This window comes from Rhizobium sp. 268 (assembly GCF_036571585.1).
Classification (GTDB): domain Bacteria; phylum Pseudomonadota; class Alphaproteobacteria; order Rhizobiales; family Rhizobiaceae; genus Rhizobium; species Rhizobium redzepovicii.
In genome coordinates this window covers 93,101-109,285 of sequence record NZ_JAPPSO010000007.1, presented here as the reverse complement: position 1 = coordinate 109,285, position 16,185 = coordinate 93,101, and the positions used below count along the sequence as shown (strand labels likewise).

General features: G+C 62.4%; 11 protein-coding genes. 7 read left to right on the top strand and 4 right to left on the bottom strand.

What is annotated here, in order from left to right; translation table 11 throughout:
- Positions 1-247: 247 nt before the first annotated feature.
- The 7 genes from OS035_RS15325 (at position 248) to OS035_RS15295 (ending at position 11,847) form a co-directional block, all read left to right on the top strand.
- Positions 248-2,710: a glycogen/starch/alpha-glucan phosphorylase gene (locus OS035_RS15325; protein ID WP_183778611.1), complete on the top strand. Its 2,463-nt coding sequence runs from the start codon at positions 248-250 to the stop codon at positions 2,708-2,710.
- On the top strand, positions 2,707-4,914 hold the full coding sequence (glgB, locus tag OS035_RS15320) for a 1,4-alpha-glucan branching protein GlgB (protein WP_183778609.1): 2,208 nt from the start codon (positions 2,707-2,709) through the stop codon (positions 4,912-4,914). The genes OS035_RS15325 and glgB overlap by 4 nt, the downstream gene beginning before the upstream one ends.
- Positions 4,915-4,933: 19 nt before the next feature.
- Positions 4,934-6,196, top strand: coding sequence for a glucose-1-phosphate adenylyltransferase (glgC, locus tag OS035_RS15315; protein ID WP_097628730.1), 1,263 nt, complete (start codon positions 4,934-4,936; stop codon positions 6,194-6,196).
- A 3-nt stretch (positions 6,197-6,199) separates the two neighbouring features.
- A complete protein-coding gene (glgA, locus tag OS035_RS15310; protein ID WP_331813850.1) occupies positions 6,200-7,642 on the top strand; it encodes a glycogen synthase GlgA in 1,443 nt (480 codons plus the stop codon).
- 6 nt (positions 7,643-7,648) lie between these two features.
- Positions 7,649-9,280: an alpha-D-glucose phosphate-specific phosphoglucomutase gene (locus tag OS035_RS15305; protein WP_003585862.1), complete on the top strand. Its 1,632-nt coding sequence runs from the start codon at positions 7,649-7,651 to the stop codon at positions 9,278-9,280.
- Between the two features lie 12 nt (positions 9,281-9,292).
- Complete coding sequence (glgX, locus tag OS035_RS15300; protein ID WP_183778608.1) at positions 9,293-11,272, top strand: glycogen debranching protein GlgX; 1,980 nt, start codon at positions 9,293-9,295, stop codon at positions 11,270-11,272.
- Between the two features lie 89 nt (positions 11,273-11,361).
- Positions 11,362-11,847: a MaoC family dehydratase gene (locus OS035_RS15295; protein WP_097628795.1), complete on the top strand. Its 486-nt coding sequence runs from the start codon at positions 11,362-11,364 to the stop codon at positions 11,845-11,847.
- Between the two features lie 15 nt (positions 11,848-11,862).
- Here OS035_RS15295 and OS035_RS15290 read toward each other — a convergent pair whose 3' ends face one another.
- The 4 genes from OS035_RS15290 to OS035_RS15275 are packed head-to-tail and all read right to left on the bottom strand — an operon-like array spanning position 11,863 to position 16,180.
- Positions 11,863-12,261, bottom strand: coding sequence for a VOC family protein (locus OS035_RS15290; protein ID WP_183778606.1), 399 nt, complete (start codon positions 12,259-12,261; stop codon positions 11,863-11,865).
- A 46-nt stretch (positions 12,262-12,307) separates the two neighbouring features.
- The gene (locus OS035_RS15285; protein WP_097628725.1) at positions 12,308-12,856 is read right to left on the bottom strand and encodes a sarcosine oxidase subunit gamma; all 549 of its coding nucleotides are present in this window, start codon (positions 12,854-12,856) and stop codon (positions 12,308-12,310) included.
- Positions 12,849-15,842: a sarcosine oxidase subunit alpha gene (locus tag OS035_RS15280; RefSeq protein ID WP_097628724.1), complete on the bottom strand. Its 2,994-nt coding sequence runs from the start codon at positions 15,840-15,842 to the stop codon at positions 12,849-12,851. The genes OS035_RS15285 and OS035_RS15280 overlap by 8 nt, the downstream gene beginning before the upstream one ends.
- Positions 15,839-16,180 carry a sarcosine oxidase subunit delta gene (locus tag OS035_RS15275; RefSeq protein ID WP_049734737.1) on the bottom strand — a complete coding sequence of 114 codons (342 nt, stop codon included), beginning with the start codon at positions 16,178-16,180 and terminating at the stop codon, positions 15,839-15,841. Before OS035_RS15275 ends, OS035_RS15280 begins: the two co-directional genes overlap by 4 nt.
- Positions 16,181-16,185 lie beyond the last annotated feature (5 nt).

Sequence of the window (16,185 nt, the reverse complement as noted above, 5' to 3'; positions counted from 1 at the left end):
AAGCCGCGCCGGAACAAACCGGCGCGGCTTTTCGTTATCGCTGTCCCACCCATCTGATCGGGAAAAGCGATTGAAATCAATCCCCTTGAGCCGGGTGAATACGAAGGTTTCGCAAATTTTTCGTTTGTCCAAATCCTTTGTTGCAAGTGCTTAGTAACGATGCATAAACTGTCGTCGGCACAAGCGACAAATTGATTGAATCAGGGATAACATCCTGAATCCAAATTAAAATTGGCGAGACCTGACAATGAACACCGTTTCCAAGCCGATTATCCCCTCCCCCGCCCCGCGCAGCTCGAAGCCGGAAATTCTCGCCGAAGAAATTATCGAGCGCCTGACCTACCGCATCGGCAAGGATGCCAAGGTGGCAAAGCCGCATGACTGGCTGACGGCGACGATCCTGGTGGTGCGCGACCGCATTATCGACAGATGGATGGCCTCTACCCGCGAGGTGTATGCGACCGGCGCCAAGCGCGTCTATTATCTTTCCCTGGAATTCCTGATCGGCCGCCTGATGCGAGACGCCGTCTCGAACCTCGGCCTGATGGAGGAGGTGCGCGATGCGCTTTCCTCGCTCGGCGTTGACGTCAACGTCATTGCCGGCCTGGAACCCGATGCCGCCCTCGGCAATGGCGGCCTCGGCCGCCTGGCTGCCTGTTTCATGGAGAGCATGGCAACGGTCGACGTACCCGCTTACGGCTACGGCATCCGCTATGTGCACGGGCTGTTCCGCCAGCAACTGGCCGACGGCTGGCAGGTGGAGCTGCCGGAAAACTGGCTCGCCCACGGCAATCCCTGGGAGTTCGAGCGCCGCGAAAGCGCCTATGAAATTGGTTTCGGCGGCGCCGTCGAATTCATCACTACCCATGACGACCAGCCGCGCTACGTCTGGAAACCGGCCGAGCGCGTCATCGCCGCCGCCTTCGACACGCCGGCCGTCGGCTGGCGCGGCAAGCGCGTCAACACGCTGCGTCTCTGGTCGGCGCAGCCGATCGATCCGATCCTGCTCGATGCCTTCAACGCCGGCGACCACATCGGAGCGCTGCGCGAAAGCAACAAGGCCGAAAGCCTGACCCGGGTTCTCTATCCCGCCGACGCGACCCCGGCCGGCCAGGAACTGCGCCTGCGCCAGGAGTTCTTCTTCTCGTCGGCCTCGCTGCAGGACATCCTGCGCCGCCATTTGCAGCAATATGACGATTTCACCTCGCTGCCGGACAAGGTGGCGATCCAGCTGAACGATACCCATCCGGCCGTCTCGGTGGCCGAACTCGTACGTCTGCTCTGCGACGTGCACGGCATGGATTTCGACCAGGCCTGGGAAATCACCCGCCATACCTTCTCCTACACCAACCACACGCTTCTGCCGGAAGCGCTGGAAAGCTGGGCGGTACCGCTGTTCGAGCGTCTGCTGCCGCGCCACATGCAAATCATCTATGCAATCAACGCCAAGATTCTGATCGACGCGCGCAAGGGCAAGAACTTCTCCGATGGGGAAATCCGCTCGATCTCGCTGATCGATGAAAGTGGCGACCGCCGCGTGCGCATGGGCAACCTTGCTTTCGTCGGCTCGCATTCGATCAACGGCGTCTCCGCCCTTCACACCGACCTGATGAAGGTCACGGTCTTTGCCGACCTGCACAAGCTGTATCCCGACCGCATCAACAACAAGACCAATGGCATCACCCCGCGTCGCTGGCTGCAGCAGTGCAATCCAGGTCTCACCGGCCTGATCCGCGAGGCGATCGGCGACGAATTCCTAGACGATGCCGAGAAGCTAAGGCCGCTCGAGGCGCATGCTTCGGATCCGAGCTTCCAGCAGAAGTTTGCAGCGGTGAAGCGCGCCAACAAGATGGCGCTGTCCAACCTCGTCGCCAGCCGCATGGGCGTCAAGCTCGATCCATCGGCGATGTTCGACATCCAGATCAAGCGCATCCACGAATACAAGCGCCAGCTTTTGAACATCATCGAGGCCGTCGCGCTCTACGACCAGATCCGCTCGCATCCCGAACTCGACTGGGTGCCGCGCGTGAAACTCTTCGCCGGCAAGGCGGCGCCGAGTTATTACAACGCCAAACTGATCATCAAGCTGATCAACGACGTCGCCCGCACGATCAACAACGATCCGTCGGTGCGCGGCCTGCTGAAGGTCGTCTTCGTGCCGAATTACAATGTCTCGCTCGCCGAAGTCATGGTGCCCGCCGCCGACCTCTCCGAACAGATCTCGACCGCCGGCATGGAAGCATCCGGTACCGGCAACATGAAGTTCGGCCTCAACGGTGCGCTCACCATCGGCACGCTCGATGGCGCCAATGTCGAGATGCGCGACAATGTCGGCGAGGACAACATCGTCATCTTCGGCCTCAAGGCCGACGAGGTCGCCAAGGTCCGCAGCGATGGCCACAATCCCCGCGCCATCATCGAGGGCTCGCGCGAACTCGCTCAGGCGCTCGCCGCCATCGGCTCCGGCGTTTTCTCGCCCGATGACCGCAACCGTTACACCTCGCTGATCGACGGCATCTATTCGCACGACTGGTTCATGGTCGCGGCCGATTTCGACGCCTACGCCCAGGCCCAGCGCGAGGTCGATCAGATCTGGACCAACCAGTCCGCCTGGTACACCAAGACGATCAACAACACGGCGCGGATGGGCTGGTTCTCGTCCGACCGTACGATCAGGCAATATGCAGACGAAATCTGGAGAGCCGGATGAAAACGCCGATAAACGTCCCTGAAGTAAAGCTTTCCTGGGAAATTTCGGCAGATGAAATCGCGGCGATCCTTGCCGGCTCGCATTCCAATCCCTTTGCCGTTCTAGGGGTGCACCAGGCAGGCGACGCCTTCGTCGCTCGCTGTTTCATCCCGGGCGCGGAGGAAGTCACCGCCATGACGCTCGACGGCAGCGTCATCGGCGAATTGAAACAGCTCCATGCCGACGGCTTCTTCGCCGGCCCGGTTTCCCTCACCAAGCTCCAGCCGGTGCGTTACCGCGCTCGGCGCGGCGATGCCGAATGGGCTGTCACCGACCCCTACAGCTTCGGTCCGGTGCTCGGGCCGATGGACGATTATTTCGCCCGCCAGGGCTCGCACCTGCGCCTGTTCGACAAGATGGGCGCCCACCTCATCAAGCATGACGGCGCCCAGGGCATCCACTTCGCCGTCTGGGCCCCGAATGCGCAGCGCGTTTCCGTCGTCGGCGATTTCAACAATTGGGACGGCCGCCGCCACGTCATGCGCTTCCGCTCCGACAGCGGCATCTGGGAAATCTTTGCCCCTGACGTGCCGATCGGCGTTGCCTACAAATTCGAGATCCGCGGCCAGGACGGCGTGTTGCTGCCGCTGAAGGCCGATCCCTTCGCCCGCCGCAGCGAGCTCCGACCAAAAACCGCTTCGATCGCCGCCGCCGATTTGGAACAGGAGTGGGAAGACGAAGCCCATCTGAAGCACTGGCGCGAAACCGACAAACGCCGCCAGCCGATCTCGATCTACGAGGTGCATGCCGGCTCATGGCGGCGCCGCGACGATGGCACGATGCTGTCCTGGGACGAGCTCGCCTCCAGCCTCATCCCCTATTGCGCCGACATGGGCTTCACCCATATCGAATTCCTGCCGATCACCGAGTACCCCTATGACCCCTCCTGGGGTTATCAGACGACAGGCCTCTACGCGCCGACCGCCCGGTTCGGCGAGCCGGAAGGTTTCGCCCGTTTCGTCAACGGCTGCCACAAGGTCGGCATCGGCGTCATCCTCGACTGGGTGCCGGCGCATTTCCCGACCGACGAGCACGGCCTCGGCTGGTTCGACGGCACGGCGCTCTACGAGCACGAAGATCCGCGCAAGGGCTTCCACCCGGACTGGAGCACGGCGATCTACAATTTCGGCCGGACCGAAGTCGTTTCCTATCTCGTCAACAACGCGCTTTACTGGGCCGAGAAATTCCATCTCGACGGTCTGCGCGTCGACGCCGTCGCCTCGATGCTCTACCTCGATTACTCCCGCAAGCACGGCGAATGGATCCCGAACGAATATGGCGGCAACGAGAACCTCGAAGCGGTCCGCTTCCTGCAGGACCTCAACACCCGCATCTACGGCAATCATTCCAATGTTATGACCATCGCCGAGGAATCGACCTCCTGGCCGAAGGTCTCCCAGCCCGTGCATGAAGGCGGTCTCGGCTTCGGCTTCAAGTGGAACATGGGCTTCATGCATGACACGCTGAGCTATATGAGCCGCGATCCGATATACCGCGGACACCATCACAACGAACTCACCTTCGGCCTGCTCTACGCCTATTCGGAAAATTTCGTCCTGCCGCTCTCGCATGATGAGGTTGTCCATGGCAAGGGCTCGCTGATCGCCAAGATGCCGGGCGACGACTGGCAGAAATTCGCCAATCTGCGCGCCTACTACGCCTATATGTGGGGCTATCCCGGCAAGAAGCTGCTGTTCATGGGCCAGGAATTCGCCCAGTGGAGCGAGTGGAGCGAGGCGAAATCGCTCGACTGGAACCTGCTGCAATACCGCATGCATGAGGGCATGCGGCGCCTGGTGCGCGACCTCAACTTCACCTACCGCAGCAAGCCGGCGCTGCATGAGCGTGACTGCGAGGGCGAGGGATTTGAATGGCTGGTCGCCGACGACCACCAGAATTCCGTCTTTGCCTGGCTGCGCAAGGCGCCGGGCCAGAAACCGGTCGCCGTCATCACCAATTTCACCCCCGTCTATCGCGAGAACTATACGATCCGCCTGCCGTCCGCAGGCCGCTGGCGGGAAATCCTGAACACCGATGCCGACATCTACGGCGGCAGCGGCAAGGGCAATGGCGGGCGCGTGCAGGCCGTCGATGCCGGCGGCAACATCACCTGCTCGATCACCTTGCCGCCCTTGGCGACAATCATGCTTGAACCTGAAAATTAGTGACTGGTGGGAGGAGAAAATGGTAGAAAAGCGTGTTCAGCCACTTGCCCGCGATGCAATGGCTTATGTTCTGGCCGGCGGCAGGGGGAGCCGTCTCAAGGAACTGACCGACCGGCGTGCCAAGCCTGCCGTCTATTTCGGCGGCAAGGCCCGCATTATCGATTTCGCCCTGTCGAACGCCCTGAACTCAGGCATCCGACGCATCGGCGTTGCCACGCAATACAAGGCGCATTCGCTGATCCGCCATATGCAGCGCGGCTGGAACTTCTTCCGCCCAGAGCGTAACGAGAGCTTCGACATCCTGCCTGCCAGCCAGCGCGTCTCGGAAACGCAGTGGTATGAAGGCACCGCCGACGCCGTCTACCAGAACATCGACATCATCGAGGATTACGGTGTCGAATACATGGTCATTCTCGCCGGCGACCATGTCTACAAGATGGACTATGAGTGGATGCTGCAGCAGCATGTCGATTCCGGCGCCGACGTCACCATCGGCTGCCTGGAAGTGCCGCGCATGGAGGCGGTGGGCTTCGGCGTCATGCATGTCAACGACAAGGACGAGATCATCGCCTTCGTCGAGAAGCCGGCCGATCCGCCGCCCATTCCCGACAAGCCGGATTTCGCTCTCGCCTCGATGGGCATCTACGTCTTCCACACCAAGTTCCTGCTCGACGCGCTGCGCCGCGACGCTGCCGATCCGAACTCCAGCCGCGACTTCGGCAAGGACATCATCCCCTATATCGTCAAGAATGGTAAGGCGGTCGCCCACCGCTTCGCCAAATCCTGCGTCCGCTCCGATTTCGAGCACGAGCCCTACTGGCGCGACGTCGGCACGATCGATGCCTATTGGCAGGCCAATATCGACCTGACGGCGATCGTTCCCGAACTCGACATCTACGACAAGTCCTGGCCGATCTGGACCTATGCCGAGATCACCCCGCCGGCGAAATTCGTCCATGACGACGAGGATCGCCGCGGCTCGGCCACCTCCTCCGTTGTCTCCGGCGATTGCATCATCTCCGGCGCCAGCCTCAACAACAGCCTGCTCTTTACCGGCGTCAGGGCCAACTCCTTCTCCAAACTGGAAGGCGCGGTCATCCTGCCGAACGTCAAGATCGGCCGGCGGGCGCAGCTCAAGAATGTGGTGATCGACCATGGCGTCGTCATTCCGGAAGGCCTGGTCGTCGGAGAGGATCCCAAACTCGACGCCAAACGCTTCCGGCGGACGGAAAGCGGCATCTGCCTGATCACCCAACCGATGATCGACAAGCTGGATATCTGACTTATGAAAGTTCTTTCGGTTTCGTCCGAAGTCTTCCCTTTGATCAAGACAGGGGGCCTGGCCGATGTGTCAGGCGCCCTGCCGATTGCTCTTAAAGCCTTCGGGGTCGAGAGCAAGACCCTTCTGCCTGGCTATCCCGCCGTCATGAAGGTCATTCGCGACCCGATCGTCAGGCTCGAATTCCCCGACCTGCTCGGCGAGCCGGCTGCTGTGCTTGAGGTCCAGCATGAGGGCCTCGATCTGCTCGTCCTCGATGCGCCGGCCTATTACGACAGGCCGGGCGGCCCCTATGTCGATCCGCTCGGCAAGGACTATCCCGATAATTGGCGGCGCTTCGCCGCGCTGTCGCTCGCCGCCTCCGAGATCGCTGCCGGACTCCTGCCCGGCTGGCGGCCGGATCTCGTCCACACCCACGACTGGCAGGCGGCGCTGACCTCGGTCTATATGCGCTACTATCCGACGCCGGAACTGCCGAGCGTGCTGACCATCCACAACATCGCTTTCCAAGGCCAGTTCGGTCCCGAGATCTTTCCCGGCCTGCGCCTGCCAGCCCATGCCTTCGCCACCGACAGCATCGAATATTACGGCACCATCGGCTACCTCAAGGGCGGCCTGCAGACCGCCCACGCGATCACCACGGTCAGCCCGACCTATGCCGACGAGATTCTGACGCCGGAATTCGGCATGGGCCTCGAGGGCGTCATCGCCAGCCACATCGACAATCTGCACGGCATCGTCAACGGCATCGATACGGATATCTGGAACCCGGCGACCGATCCCGTCGTCCACACCCATTATGGCCCGACGACGCTGAAGAACCGCGAGGAGAACCGCCGTTCGATCGCCGAATTCTTCCATCTCGACAATGACGACGCCCCGATTTTCTGCGTCATCAGCCGCCTGACCTGGCAGAAGGGCATGGATATCGTCGCCAATGTCGCCGACGAAATCGTCGCCATGGGCGGCAAGCTCGTCGTGCTCGGCTCCGGAGAAGCCGCACTTGAAGGCGCACTGCTTGCCTCTGCCAGCCGCCATCCCGGCCGCATCGGCGTCTCGATCGGCTATAACGAGCCGATGTCGCACCTGATGCAGGCCGGCTGCGATGCCATCATCATCCCGTCGCGTTTCGAACCCTGCGGCCTCACCCAGCTTTACGGCCTACGTTACGGCTGCGTGCCGATCGTCGCCCGCACGGGCGGGCTGAACGACACGGTGATCGACGCCAATCACGCCGCACTTGCGGCGAAAGTGGCAACCGGCATACAATTCTCACCCGTGACGGAAGCGGGCATGCTACAGGCAATCCGCCGTGCGATGCATTTTTACGCGGACCGAAAACTCTGGACCCAATTGCAAAAGCAGGGCATGAAATCGGATGTCTCCTGGGAGAAGAGCGCCGAACGCTACGCTGCCCTCTATTCAAGCCTCGTCTCGAAAGGCATGTGAACTAAAATGAACAAGTCCGTACCCACCACACCCTATCTGGACCAGAAACCCGGCACGTCGGGTCTGCGCAAGAAGGTTCCGGTCTTCCAGCAGCCGAACTACGCCGAGAACTTCATCCAGTCGATCTTCGATTCGCTGGAAGGTTATCAGGGCAAGTGCCTCGTCATCGGCGGCGACGGACGCTACTACAATCGCGAAGTCATTCAGAAGGCCATCAAGATGGCCGCCGCCAACGGCTTCGGCAAGGTCATGGTCGGCAAGGGCGGCATCCTGTCGACGCCAGCCGCTTCCCACATCATCCGCAAGTACAAGGCTTTCGGCGGCATCATTCTCTCAGCCAGCCACAATCCCGGCGGCCCGACCGAAGACTTCGGCATCAAATACAACATCAACAATGGCGGCCCGGCGCCGGAAAAGATCACCGACGCGATGTATGCGCGCTCGAAGACGATCGACAGCTACAAGATCGCCGATTTCGCCGACGTCAATCTCGACCGCATCGGCAAGGACGAGCTGCCGGGCGGCATGATCCTCTCGGTCATCGACCCGGTCGAGGACTATGCCGCGCTGATGGAAGAGCTGTTCGATTTCGGCGCCATCCGCAATCTGATCAGCCTCGGCTTCCGCATTGCCTTCGACGGGATGAGCGCCGTCACTGGCCCCTATGCCAAGGAAATTTTCGAAAATCGCCTCGGCGCTCCCCTGGGTTCGGTGCGCAATTTCATGCCGCTGCCGGATTTCGGCGGTCATCACCCGGACCCGAACCCGGTTCACTGCAAGGAACTCTTCGATGAGATGATGGGCGATGACGCGCCCGATTTCGGCGCTGCTTCCGACGGCGACGGCGACCGCAACCTGATCATCGGCCGCGGCATTTTCGTCACCCCTTCCGACAGCCTGGCGATCCTTGCCGCCAACGCCAATCTCGCTCCCGGTTATTCCGGCGGCCTGGCCGGCATCGCCCGCTCGATGCCGACATCGGGCGCCGCCGACCGCGTCGCCGAAAAGCGCGGCATCGGCATGTACGAAACGCCGACCGGCTGGAAATTCTTCGGCAATCTGCTCGACGCCGGCATGGCGACGATCTGCGGTGAGGAAAGCTCCGGCACCGGCTCTAGTCACGTCCGCGAAAAGGACGGCCTGTGGGCCGTGCTGCTCTGGCTGAACATCCTTGCCGTCCGTGGCGAGAGCGTCGCCGATATCGTCACCCAGCACTGGCAGACCTATGGCCGTAACTATTATTCGCGCCATGACTACGAAGGTCTCGACACCGATGCGGCGAACGGCCTGGTGGACAACCTCCGCAGCCAGCTATCCACTCTGCCCGGCAAGAGCTTCGGAAGCCTGAAGGTCGAAAAGGCCGACGACTTCGCCTATCACGATCCGATCGACAAATCGGTGAGCGAGCATCAGGGTGTGCGCGTGCTCTTTGCGGGCGGCTCCCGCGTCGTCTTCCGCCTGTCCGGCACCGGCACTTCTGGCGCAACCTTGCGTGTTTATATCGAGCGCTACGAGCCGGATTCGACTCGCCACAACATCGAAACGCAGGAAGCGCTCGCCGATCTGATCGCGGCCGCCGAAAGCATTGCCAGCATTCGTGAACGCACGGGACGCGATGCGCCAACCGTGATCACCTGATCCGGGGGGAACATGCGGGGAGAGAGTTCGGCGCAAAGCGGCGCGATCGTCTTCGAAACCGGTGTCGAATTTGCCGTGTGGTCGCATCACGCCGCACAGATCGAACTCTGCCTTTTCGAGGATGACGGCAACAGGGAATTCGCGCGCCTGCCCATGGCGCGCGACAGCAATCACTTCCACCGTCTGTTTGTCGACGGTCTGAAGGCGGGCGCCCGCTACGGTTATCGCGCCGACGGCATCTACGCTCCCGACAGCGGCCTCTGGTACGATCCCTCCAAACTGCTGATCGATCCCTACGCCAAGGAGATCGATAGGCCGTTCCGCTACAATCCCCGCCTCGGCATCTATGGCGAGGACAGCCAGGATCTGATGCCGAAGGCGATTGTCACCACCGATACGCGCGCCGAAATCGGCAAGCCGCTCTTCAAACCGGGCGGCTTCATCTACGAGGTCGCTGTCCGTCCCTTCACAATCCTCCATCCCGACGTGCCGGACGTTCAGCGCGGCACGATCGCCGCCCTTGCCCATCCCTCCGTTATCGCGCATCTGAAGCGCATCGGTGTCGACGCCGTCGAACTGATGCCGATCACCGCCTGGATCGACGAACGCCACCTGCCGCCGCTCGGCCTCACCAACGGCTGGGGCTACAATCCGGTCGCCTTCATGGCCCTCGATCCGCGGCTGGCGCCGGGCGGCATGACGGAACTGCGCCAGACGGTCGCGGCCCTCCATGCCGAAGGCATCGCCGTCATCCTCGATCTCGTCTTCAACCATACCGGCGAGAGCGACCGTTACGGCACGACTCTATCGCTGCGCGGCCTCGACAACCTGCATTATTATCGCCACGCCCGGAATATGCCGGGCGAACTCGTCAACGACACCGGCACCGGCAACACGCTCGCCTGCGATCATCCCGAGGTGCGGCGTCTCGTCATCGACAGCCTGCACCATTTCGTGCTCAATTCAGGCGTCGACGGTTTCCGCTTCGATCTCGCCCCGGTGCTCGGCCGCACCGCGACAGGCTTCGAGCGCGATGGCGGAACGCTAGCCGCGATCCTCGCCGACAATGTGCTCGCCGACCGGATCATGATTGCCGAACCCTGGGATATCGGCCCGGGTGGTTATCAGCTCGGCAATTTCCCGCCGCCTTTCCTCGAATGGAACGACCGGCTTCGTGACGATCTGCGCTGCTACTGGCGCGGCGACGATTGGAAGACCGGGGCGCTCGCCACCGCACTCGCCGGCTCATCCGACATCTTCTCCCGCAACGACGGCAAAGAGACGCGCAGCGTCAATTTCCTCGCCGCCCATGACGGCTTCACGCTGACCGATCTCGTCTCCTATGCGGGAAAGCACAACGACGCCAATGGCGAGCACAATCGTGACGGCCATAATGAGAACCACTCCTGGAACAACGGCGTCGAGGGGGAGACCGTCTATCCGACGATCCGCAAGCGTCGCCGTGAGGATGTGATGGCGTTGATATCGACACTCTTTGCCACCCGCGGCAGCATCATGCTGACGGCGGGCGACGAGGGCGGCCGTAGCCAGCATGGCAACAACAACGCCTATTGCCAGGACAATGAGATCACCTGGCTGGACTGGAAGGCGCTGAACGAGGATCTCATCGCCCATACCGCCTTCGTCGCCGGGCTGCGCCGCCGCTTCACGGTCTTTTCCGAAACCGGCTTCCTGGCAGGCAACGGCGATGTCGAATGGATTTCGCTCTCCGGCGAGCCGATGACCGTTTCCGAATGGGAGACACCGTCGCTTTCGACCCTCGGCATGCTGCTTTCCACAGGTGACCGCTCGGCGCGCGGCAGGCAGACCCGCCTTGCCGTGCTCTTCAACCGTTCGGGCGACCGCCAATTTTTCACGCTCCCGTCCGGAACCGAACCGGGCTGGCGTCAATTGACACCGGAAGGAGCAAAGAAAACCGGCGCCCGCGTCACCGTCGAGCCACGCTCCGTCGCCTTTTTCGTAGAAAAGTGACCGCCTCCCCTCGCTTGCGCAAATCCTTGTCGCAATCGTCATTAATGCACGATAAGGCTTTGGCCGGCGGCCCATTTCACGAGGAATTCATGGTCACGGAAATTTCACTCTCCGACGTGCGGGGACTGATCGGCATGGAAACAGGCCTTTCGGACTGGATCACCGTCGACCAGACGATGATTGACGCCTTTGCAGGGGCGACCGACGACCATCAGTTCATTCATGTCGATCCCCAGCGCGCGGCCGAAAGCCCCTTCGGCGGCACCATCGCCCATGGCTTCCTGACGCTGTCTCTGCTGTCGACGATGAACTACAACTGCCTGCCGAAAGTGCGCGAGCAGACCATGGGCATCAATTACGGTTTCGATCGCGTCCGCTTCATGACGCCGGTGAAGAGCGGCGCCCGCGTCCGCGGCCGCTTCCTGCTCTCCGACGCCCGCTTCCGCGGCGGCGGCATGCTGATGACCACCTATGATGTATCGATCGAGATCGAGAACGAGAAGAAGCCGGCCCTCACGGCAAAATGGATCACCATCATCCAATTCGACCCGAAGGACCGTCCCGAGGACGTTTGAGCAAAACGCCGCTTGCTACGCGGCCGACTTGCAGACGGCTTCGAGTGCGTGTCCGTCCGGATCCATCACGAACGCCGCATAATAATGTTCGCCGTAGTGTGGGCGTAAGCCTGGACCACCATTGTCACCGCCGCCATGGGCGATCGCCGCGGCATGAAACCGATCGACCGCCTGGCGGCTCGGAGCGGCGAACGCCAGATGAAAACCCGGGCCGGCCGGGCGCTGGCCCTCCGGTCTATGTTTGATCGCCAGCTTGTCGCCGCCACCGGGAAGACCGTAGCCGACGGCTTGTCCCGTCTGCCCCGGCCGGATGTCATCCCAGACCCTGACATAACCGAGCGCGGCTAGGGCGGCATCGTAAAATGCCGCCGATCGTTCGATATCGGAAACGCCGAGGGAGGCATGGTGCAGCATTCACCTATTCCTCGAATGAGACTTACGCAGCCGGATTGGTCCGGCTTCAATGGCCGGCATCATGAGCCGCCTCGTCGAGCAGCCCGAAGACGTAATCGGAAAACGACCGCCAGCACTCCACCCGGAACGTGTCTTTATCGGTGCGCAGAAGCACGATTTCCGCCTTGCCGAGGATCGTGCGCGACGCGGCTCCAACCGGAAACGAAGACAAGGACAGATCCTGCGGGCACCCGGCGGCAAGCGTCTTTTCCGCACCCGGTCCCGAGACGATGATCGCCAGATTGCGGTGAGAAACGTCGGTCGCCGAATGCACGGCGCCCACGCCCGAAAGCACCGTCATCAGATCGGCGCCGTCCTCGTCGATGGCAAGCCATTCGTCCGGCCCGATCCAGAGCACCGACCGGGCGCCGGCCCGGCCCGATGTTTTCGGGGCGGTCGGCACGGACAGACCGAGCGCGGAGGAAAGTGCTGCAAGCGATTCCGCCGGGGCGCGTAGCGCCACACGGCTCGCTGCCGGCGCCGTCGTCAGCCGTACTGTTGCGGAGCCGCCGAGACGGCCGGCAAGCGCCGGTTTGCGAATTGCGACATCAGCCATGGATGCGGCCTCCTTCCTTGTCAAAGAATACCAGATCCGTCACCTCGACGGCGATCGTCCGGTCCGCCATCGGCACGTAGAGCGTTTCGCCCATCCTCGCCCGACCGCCGGCGACAAGCGCGAAAGCGATCGACCGGCCGCAGTTTTCCGACCAGTAGGACGAGGTGACGTGTCCGAGCATTGTCATCGGCTTGGGCTCGTTCGGGTTGGCGACGACCTGCGCGCCTTCCTCGAGCACCAGCTTCGGATCCTTGGTGACAAGGCCGACGAGCTGCTTGCGCCCTTCCTTGACGAGATCCGGCCGCTGCAGGCCGCGAATGCCGACAAAGTCCTTCTTCTTCTTCGAAACGGCCCAGGCAACGCCCGCGTCATCCGGGGTAACCGTGCCGTCAGTATCCTGGCCGACGATGATGTAGCCCTTCTCGGCGCGCAGCACGTGCATCGTCTCTGTGCCGTAGACGCAGGCGCCAAGCGGCTCGGCATTGGCCCAGACGGCTTCGAGCACCGACTGGCCATAATCGGCGGGCACGTTGATTTCGAAACCGATTTCGCCGGTGAAGGAGACGCGGAACAGCCGCGCCGGCACGCCGCAGACCGTGCACTCGGCAACGCTCATATGCGGGAAGGCCTCGTTCGAGAGGTCGAGCCCTTCGACGAGGGGCGCGACGATCTCGCGCGCCTTCGGGCCCTGCACGGCAATCACCGCCCATTGCTCGGTCACCGAGGTCAGCCACACCTTCAGATCCGGGAATTCCGTCTGCAGATAATCTTCCATGTGGTGAAGAACGCGCGGCGCGCCGCCGGTCGTCGTCGTCACATGGAAACGGTCCTCGGCCAGGCGCCCGACGACGCCGTCGTCATAAACGAAGCCGTCTTCGCGGGTCATGATGCCGTAGCGGGCCTTGCCCGGCTTCAGCGTGTCCCAGGCATTGGTATAGATGAGGTTGAGGAACTTCGCCGCATCCGGCCCCACCACCTCGATCTTGCCGAGCGTCGAAGCGTCGAAAATACCGGCCGACTCTCGGGCTGTGCGGCATTCGCGGGCGACCGCCTGGTGCATGCTCTCACCCGCCCGCGGATAGAACCAGGCACGCTTCCAGTTACCGACATCCTCGAAGACGGCGCCATGCGCTTCTTCCCAGTTGTGCAGCGGCGTCTTGCGCGTCGGGTCGAACAGCTCTCCGCGCGAATGGCCGATCAGCGTGCCGTAGGTAACCGGTGTATAGGGCGCGCGGAAGGTGGTGAGACCGACCTGCGGGATTTCCTTGCCAAGCATTTCGGCGGCGATCGCCAGGCCGTGCATGTTGGAAAGCTTGCCCTGGTCCGAGGCCATGCCGTTGGTCGTGAAGCGCTTGATGTGCTCGATCGAATGCATGCCCTCGCGCACGGCAAGACGGATATCCTTGGCGCAGACGTCGTGCTGGAAATCGATGAAGGCCTTGGCGTTGGTCTTCGGGCCGGCGCCTTCGGCAGCACCGATCATGCCGCCCGTCCAGTCATAGGCCTGCTCGGCCGAAATGGCGATCTTCTCGCCGCTGCTTCTGCCGGTGGCCTGCGCCATCAGCTCGCCCGCGGCAAGCGATTCTTCGATCGTCCGCTGCAGATCGTCGGTGCCGTTGCAGGCGCCGACCGAAAGGCAGTCCTGTGCATAGGAGCCAGGCAGGAAACGCTGACTTTCGGCATCGAAGGCCACTTTGCCGCGTGACTGCGAGAACAGATGCACCGATGGCGTCCAGCCGGCCGAAACCAGCAAAGCATCGACTGCGATCTTGCGCGGCGAACCGCCGCCGTTGCGCGCCACCGTCATCGACGAGATGCGCAGCCGCCCCGCCGTGTTGATCACCGACTGCCCGGTCAGGACGTCGATGCCGAGCGCACGTGCCTCCTCCAGCACCGCCGCTCCCGGCGCCTGCCTGCAATCGACGATGGCAGCGACCGAAACACCTGATCGTTTCAGATCGAAAGCCGCCTCATAGGCCGAGTCATGCGCCGTATAGATGCCGACCTTGGTTCCGACGGCGACGCCGTAGTGATTGAGATACATCCGCGCCGCCGAAGCCAGCATGATGCCCGGCCGGTCGTTGTTCGGAAATACCATATGCCGCTCGATCGCGCCGTTGGCGAGGATTACTCGCTTGGCCCGCACCTGCCAGAGCCGCTCGCGCGGCAGATCTTGAGAAGGCTTGGCGATATGATCGGTCACGCGCTCGGCGAGACCGACGAAATTGTGGTTGTAGTAGCCGAAGGCGGTCGTGCGGACCAGCACTTCGACGTTGTCCATCGCCTTCAGCCGCGCCACGGCCTTCTGCGCCCAAGCATAACCCTCCTGGCCGTCGATCGTCACGCCGGCATCGTAGCGCAATGCGCCGCCGACTTCCGCCTGCTCATCGCAGAGGATCACCTTGGCACCGGTCCCGGCCGCGGCCAGGGCCGCCGAAAGTCCGGCAACGCCGGCGCCGACCACCAGCACGTCGCAATGGGCATAACGGCTGGCATAATGATCCGGATCTTCTTCCGTCGGCGCGACACCGAGGCCGGCGGCGCGACGGATGAGCGGTTCGTAGACGCTTTTCCAGGCGGCACGCGGCCACATGAAGGTCTTGTAGTAGAAGCCGGCGGCGAAGAACGGCGACATCAGATTGTTGACCGCGCCGACATCGAAGGCAAGCGACGGCCAGCGATTCTGCGAGTTGACGATCATGCCGTCGAAGACTTCCTGCACGGTGGCGCGCACGTTCGGCTGCTTGCGCGCCTTGTCGCGGGCGACGTCGATCAGCGCGTTCGGCTCTTCGGCGCCGGCCGACAGAATACCGCGAGCCCGGTGGTATTTGAACGAACGTCCCAAAAGATGCACACCGTGGGCGATCAGCGCCGAGGCGACGGTATCGCCTTCCAGCGCGGTATAGGTCTCGCCGTCGAAGCTGAAGCGCGCGGTTTTGGCCGGCGTCAGGCGCCCCTTGCCGACGATACGGTTCACGCCGCTCATTGCGCCTCTCCTTCCACGGCTTCATATGTCTCGACAGGCGCGTGCTTCTCGGCCGCCGCGCCAATCTCAGGCTTCGGCTCACCCGCCTTGTAGGTCACGATGAACTTGTCGCTTACCGTATCGCGCGCCGCGTTGAAGAAGCGCCCGCACCCATGGATGTGCCGCCAGCGTTCGAAGATCAGGCCTTTCGGATTGTCGCGCAGAAAGAAATAGGCCTCGAATTCCTCGTCCGAAACCGAGGCGATATCGGCAGGCCGCACGATATGCGCGTCACCGGCGCCGCGGAATTCAAGCTCCGAGCGCTCTTCCTGACAGTAGGGGCAATGGATCAGCAGCATGTGTG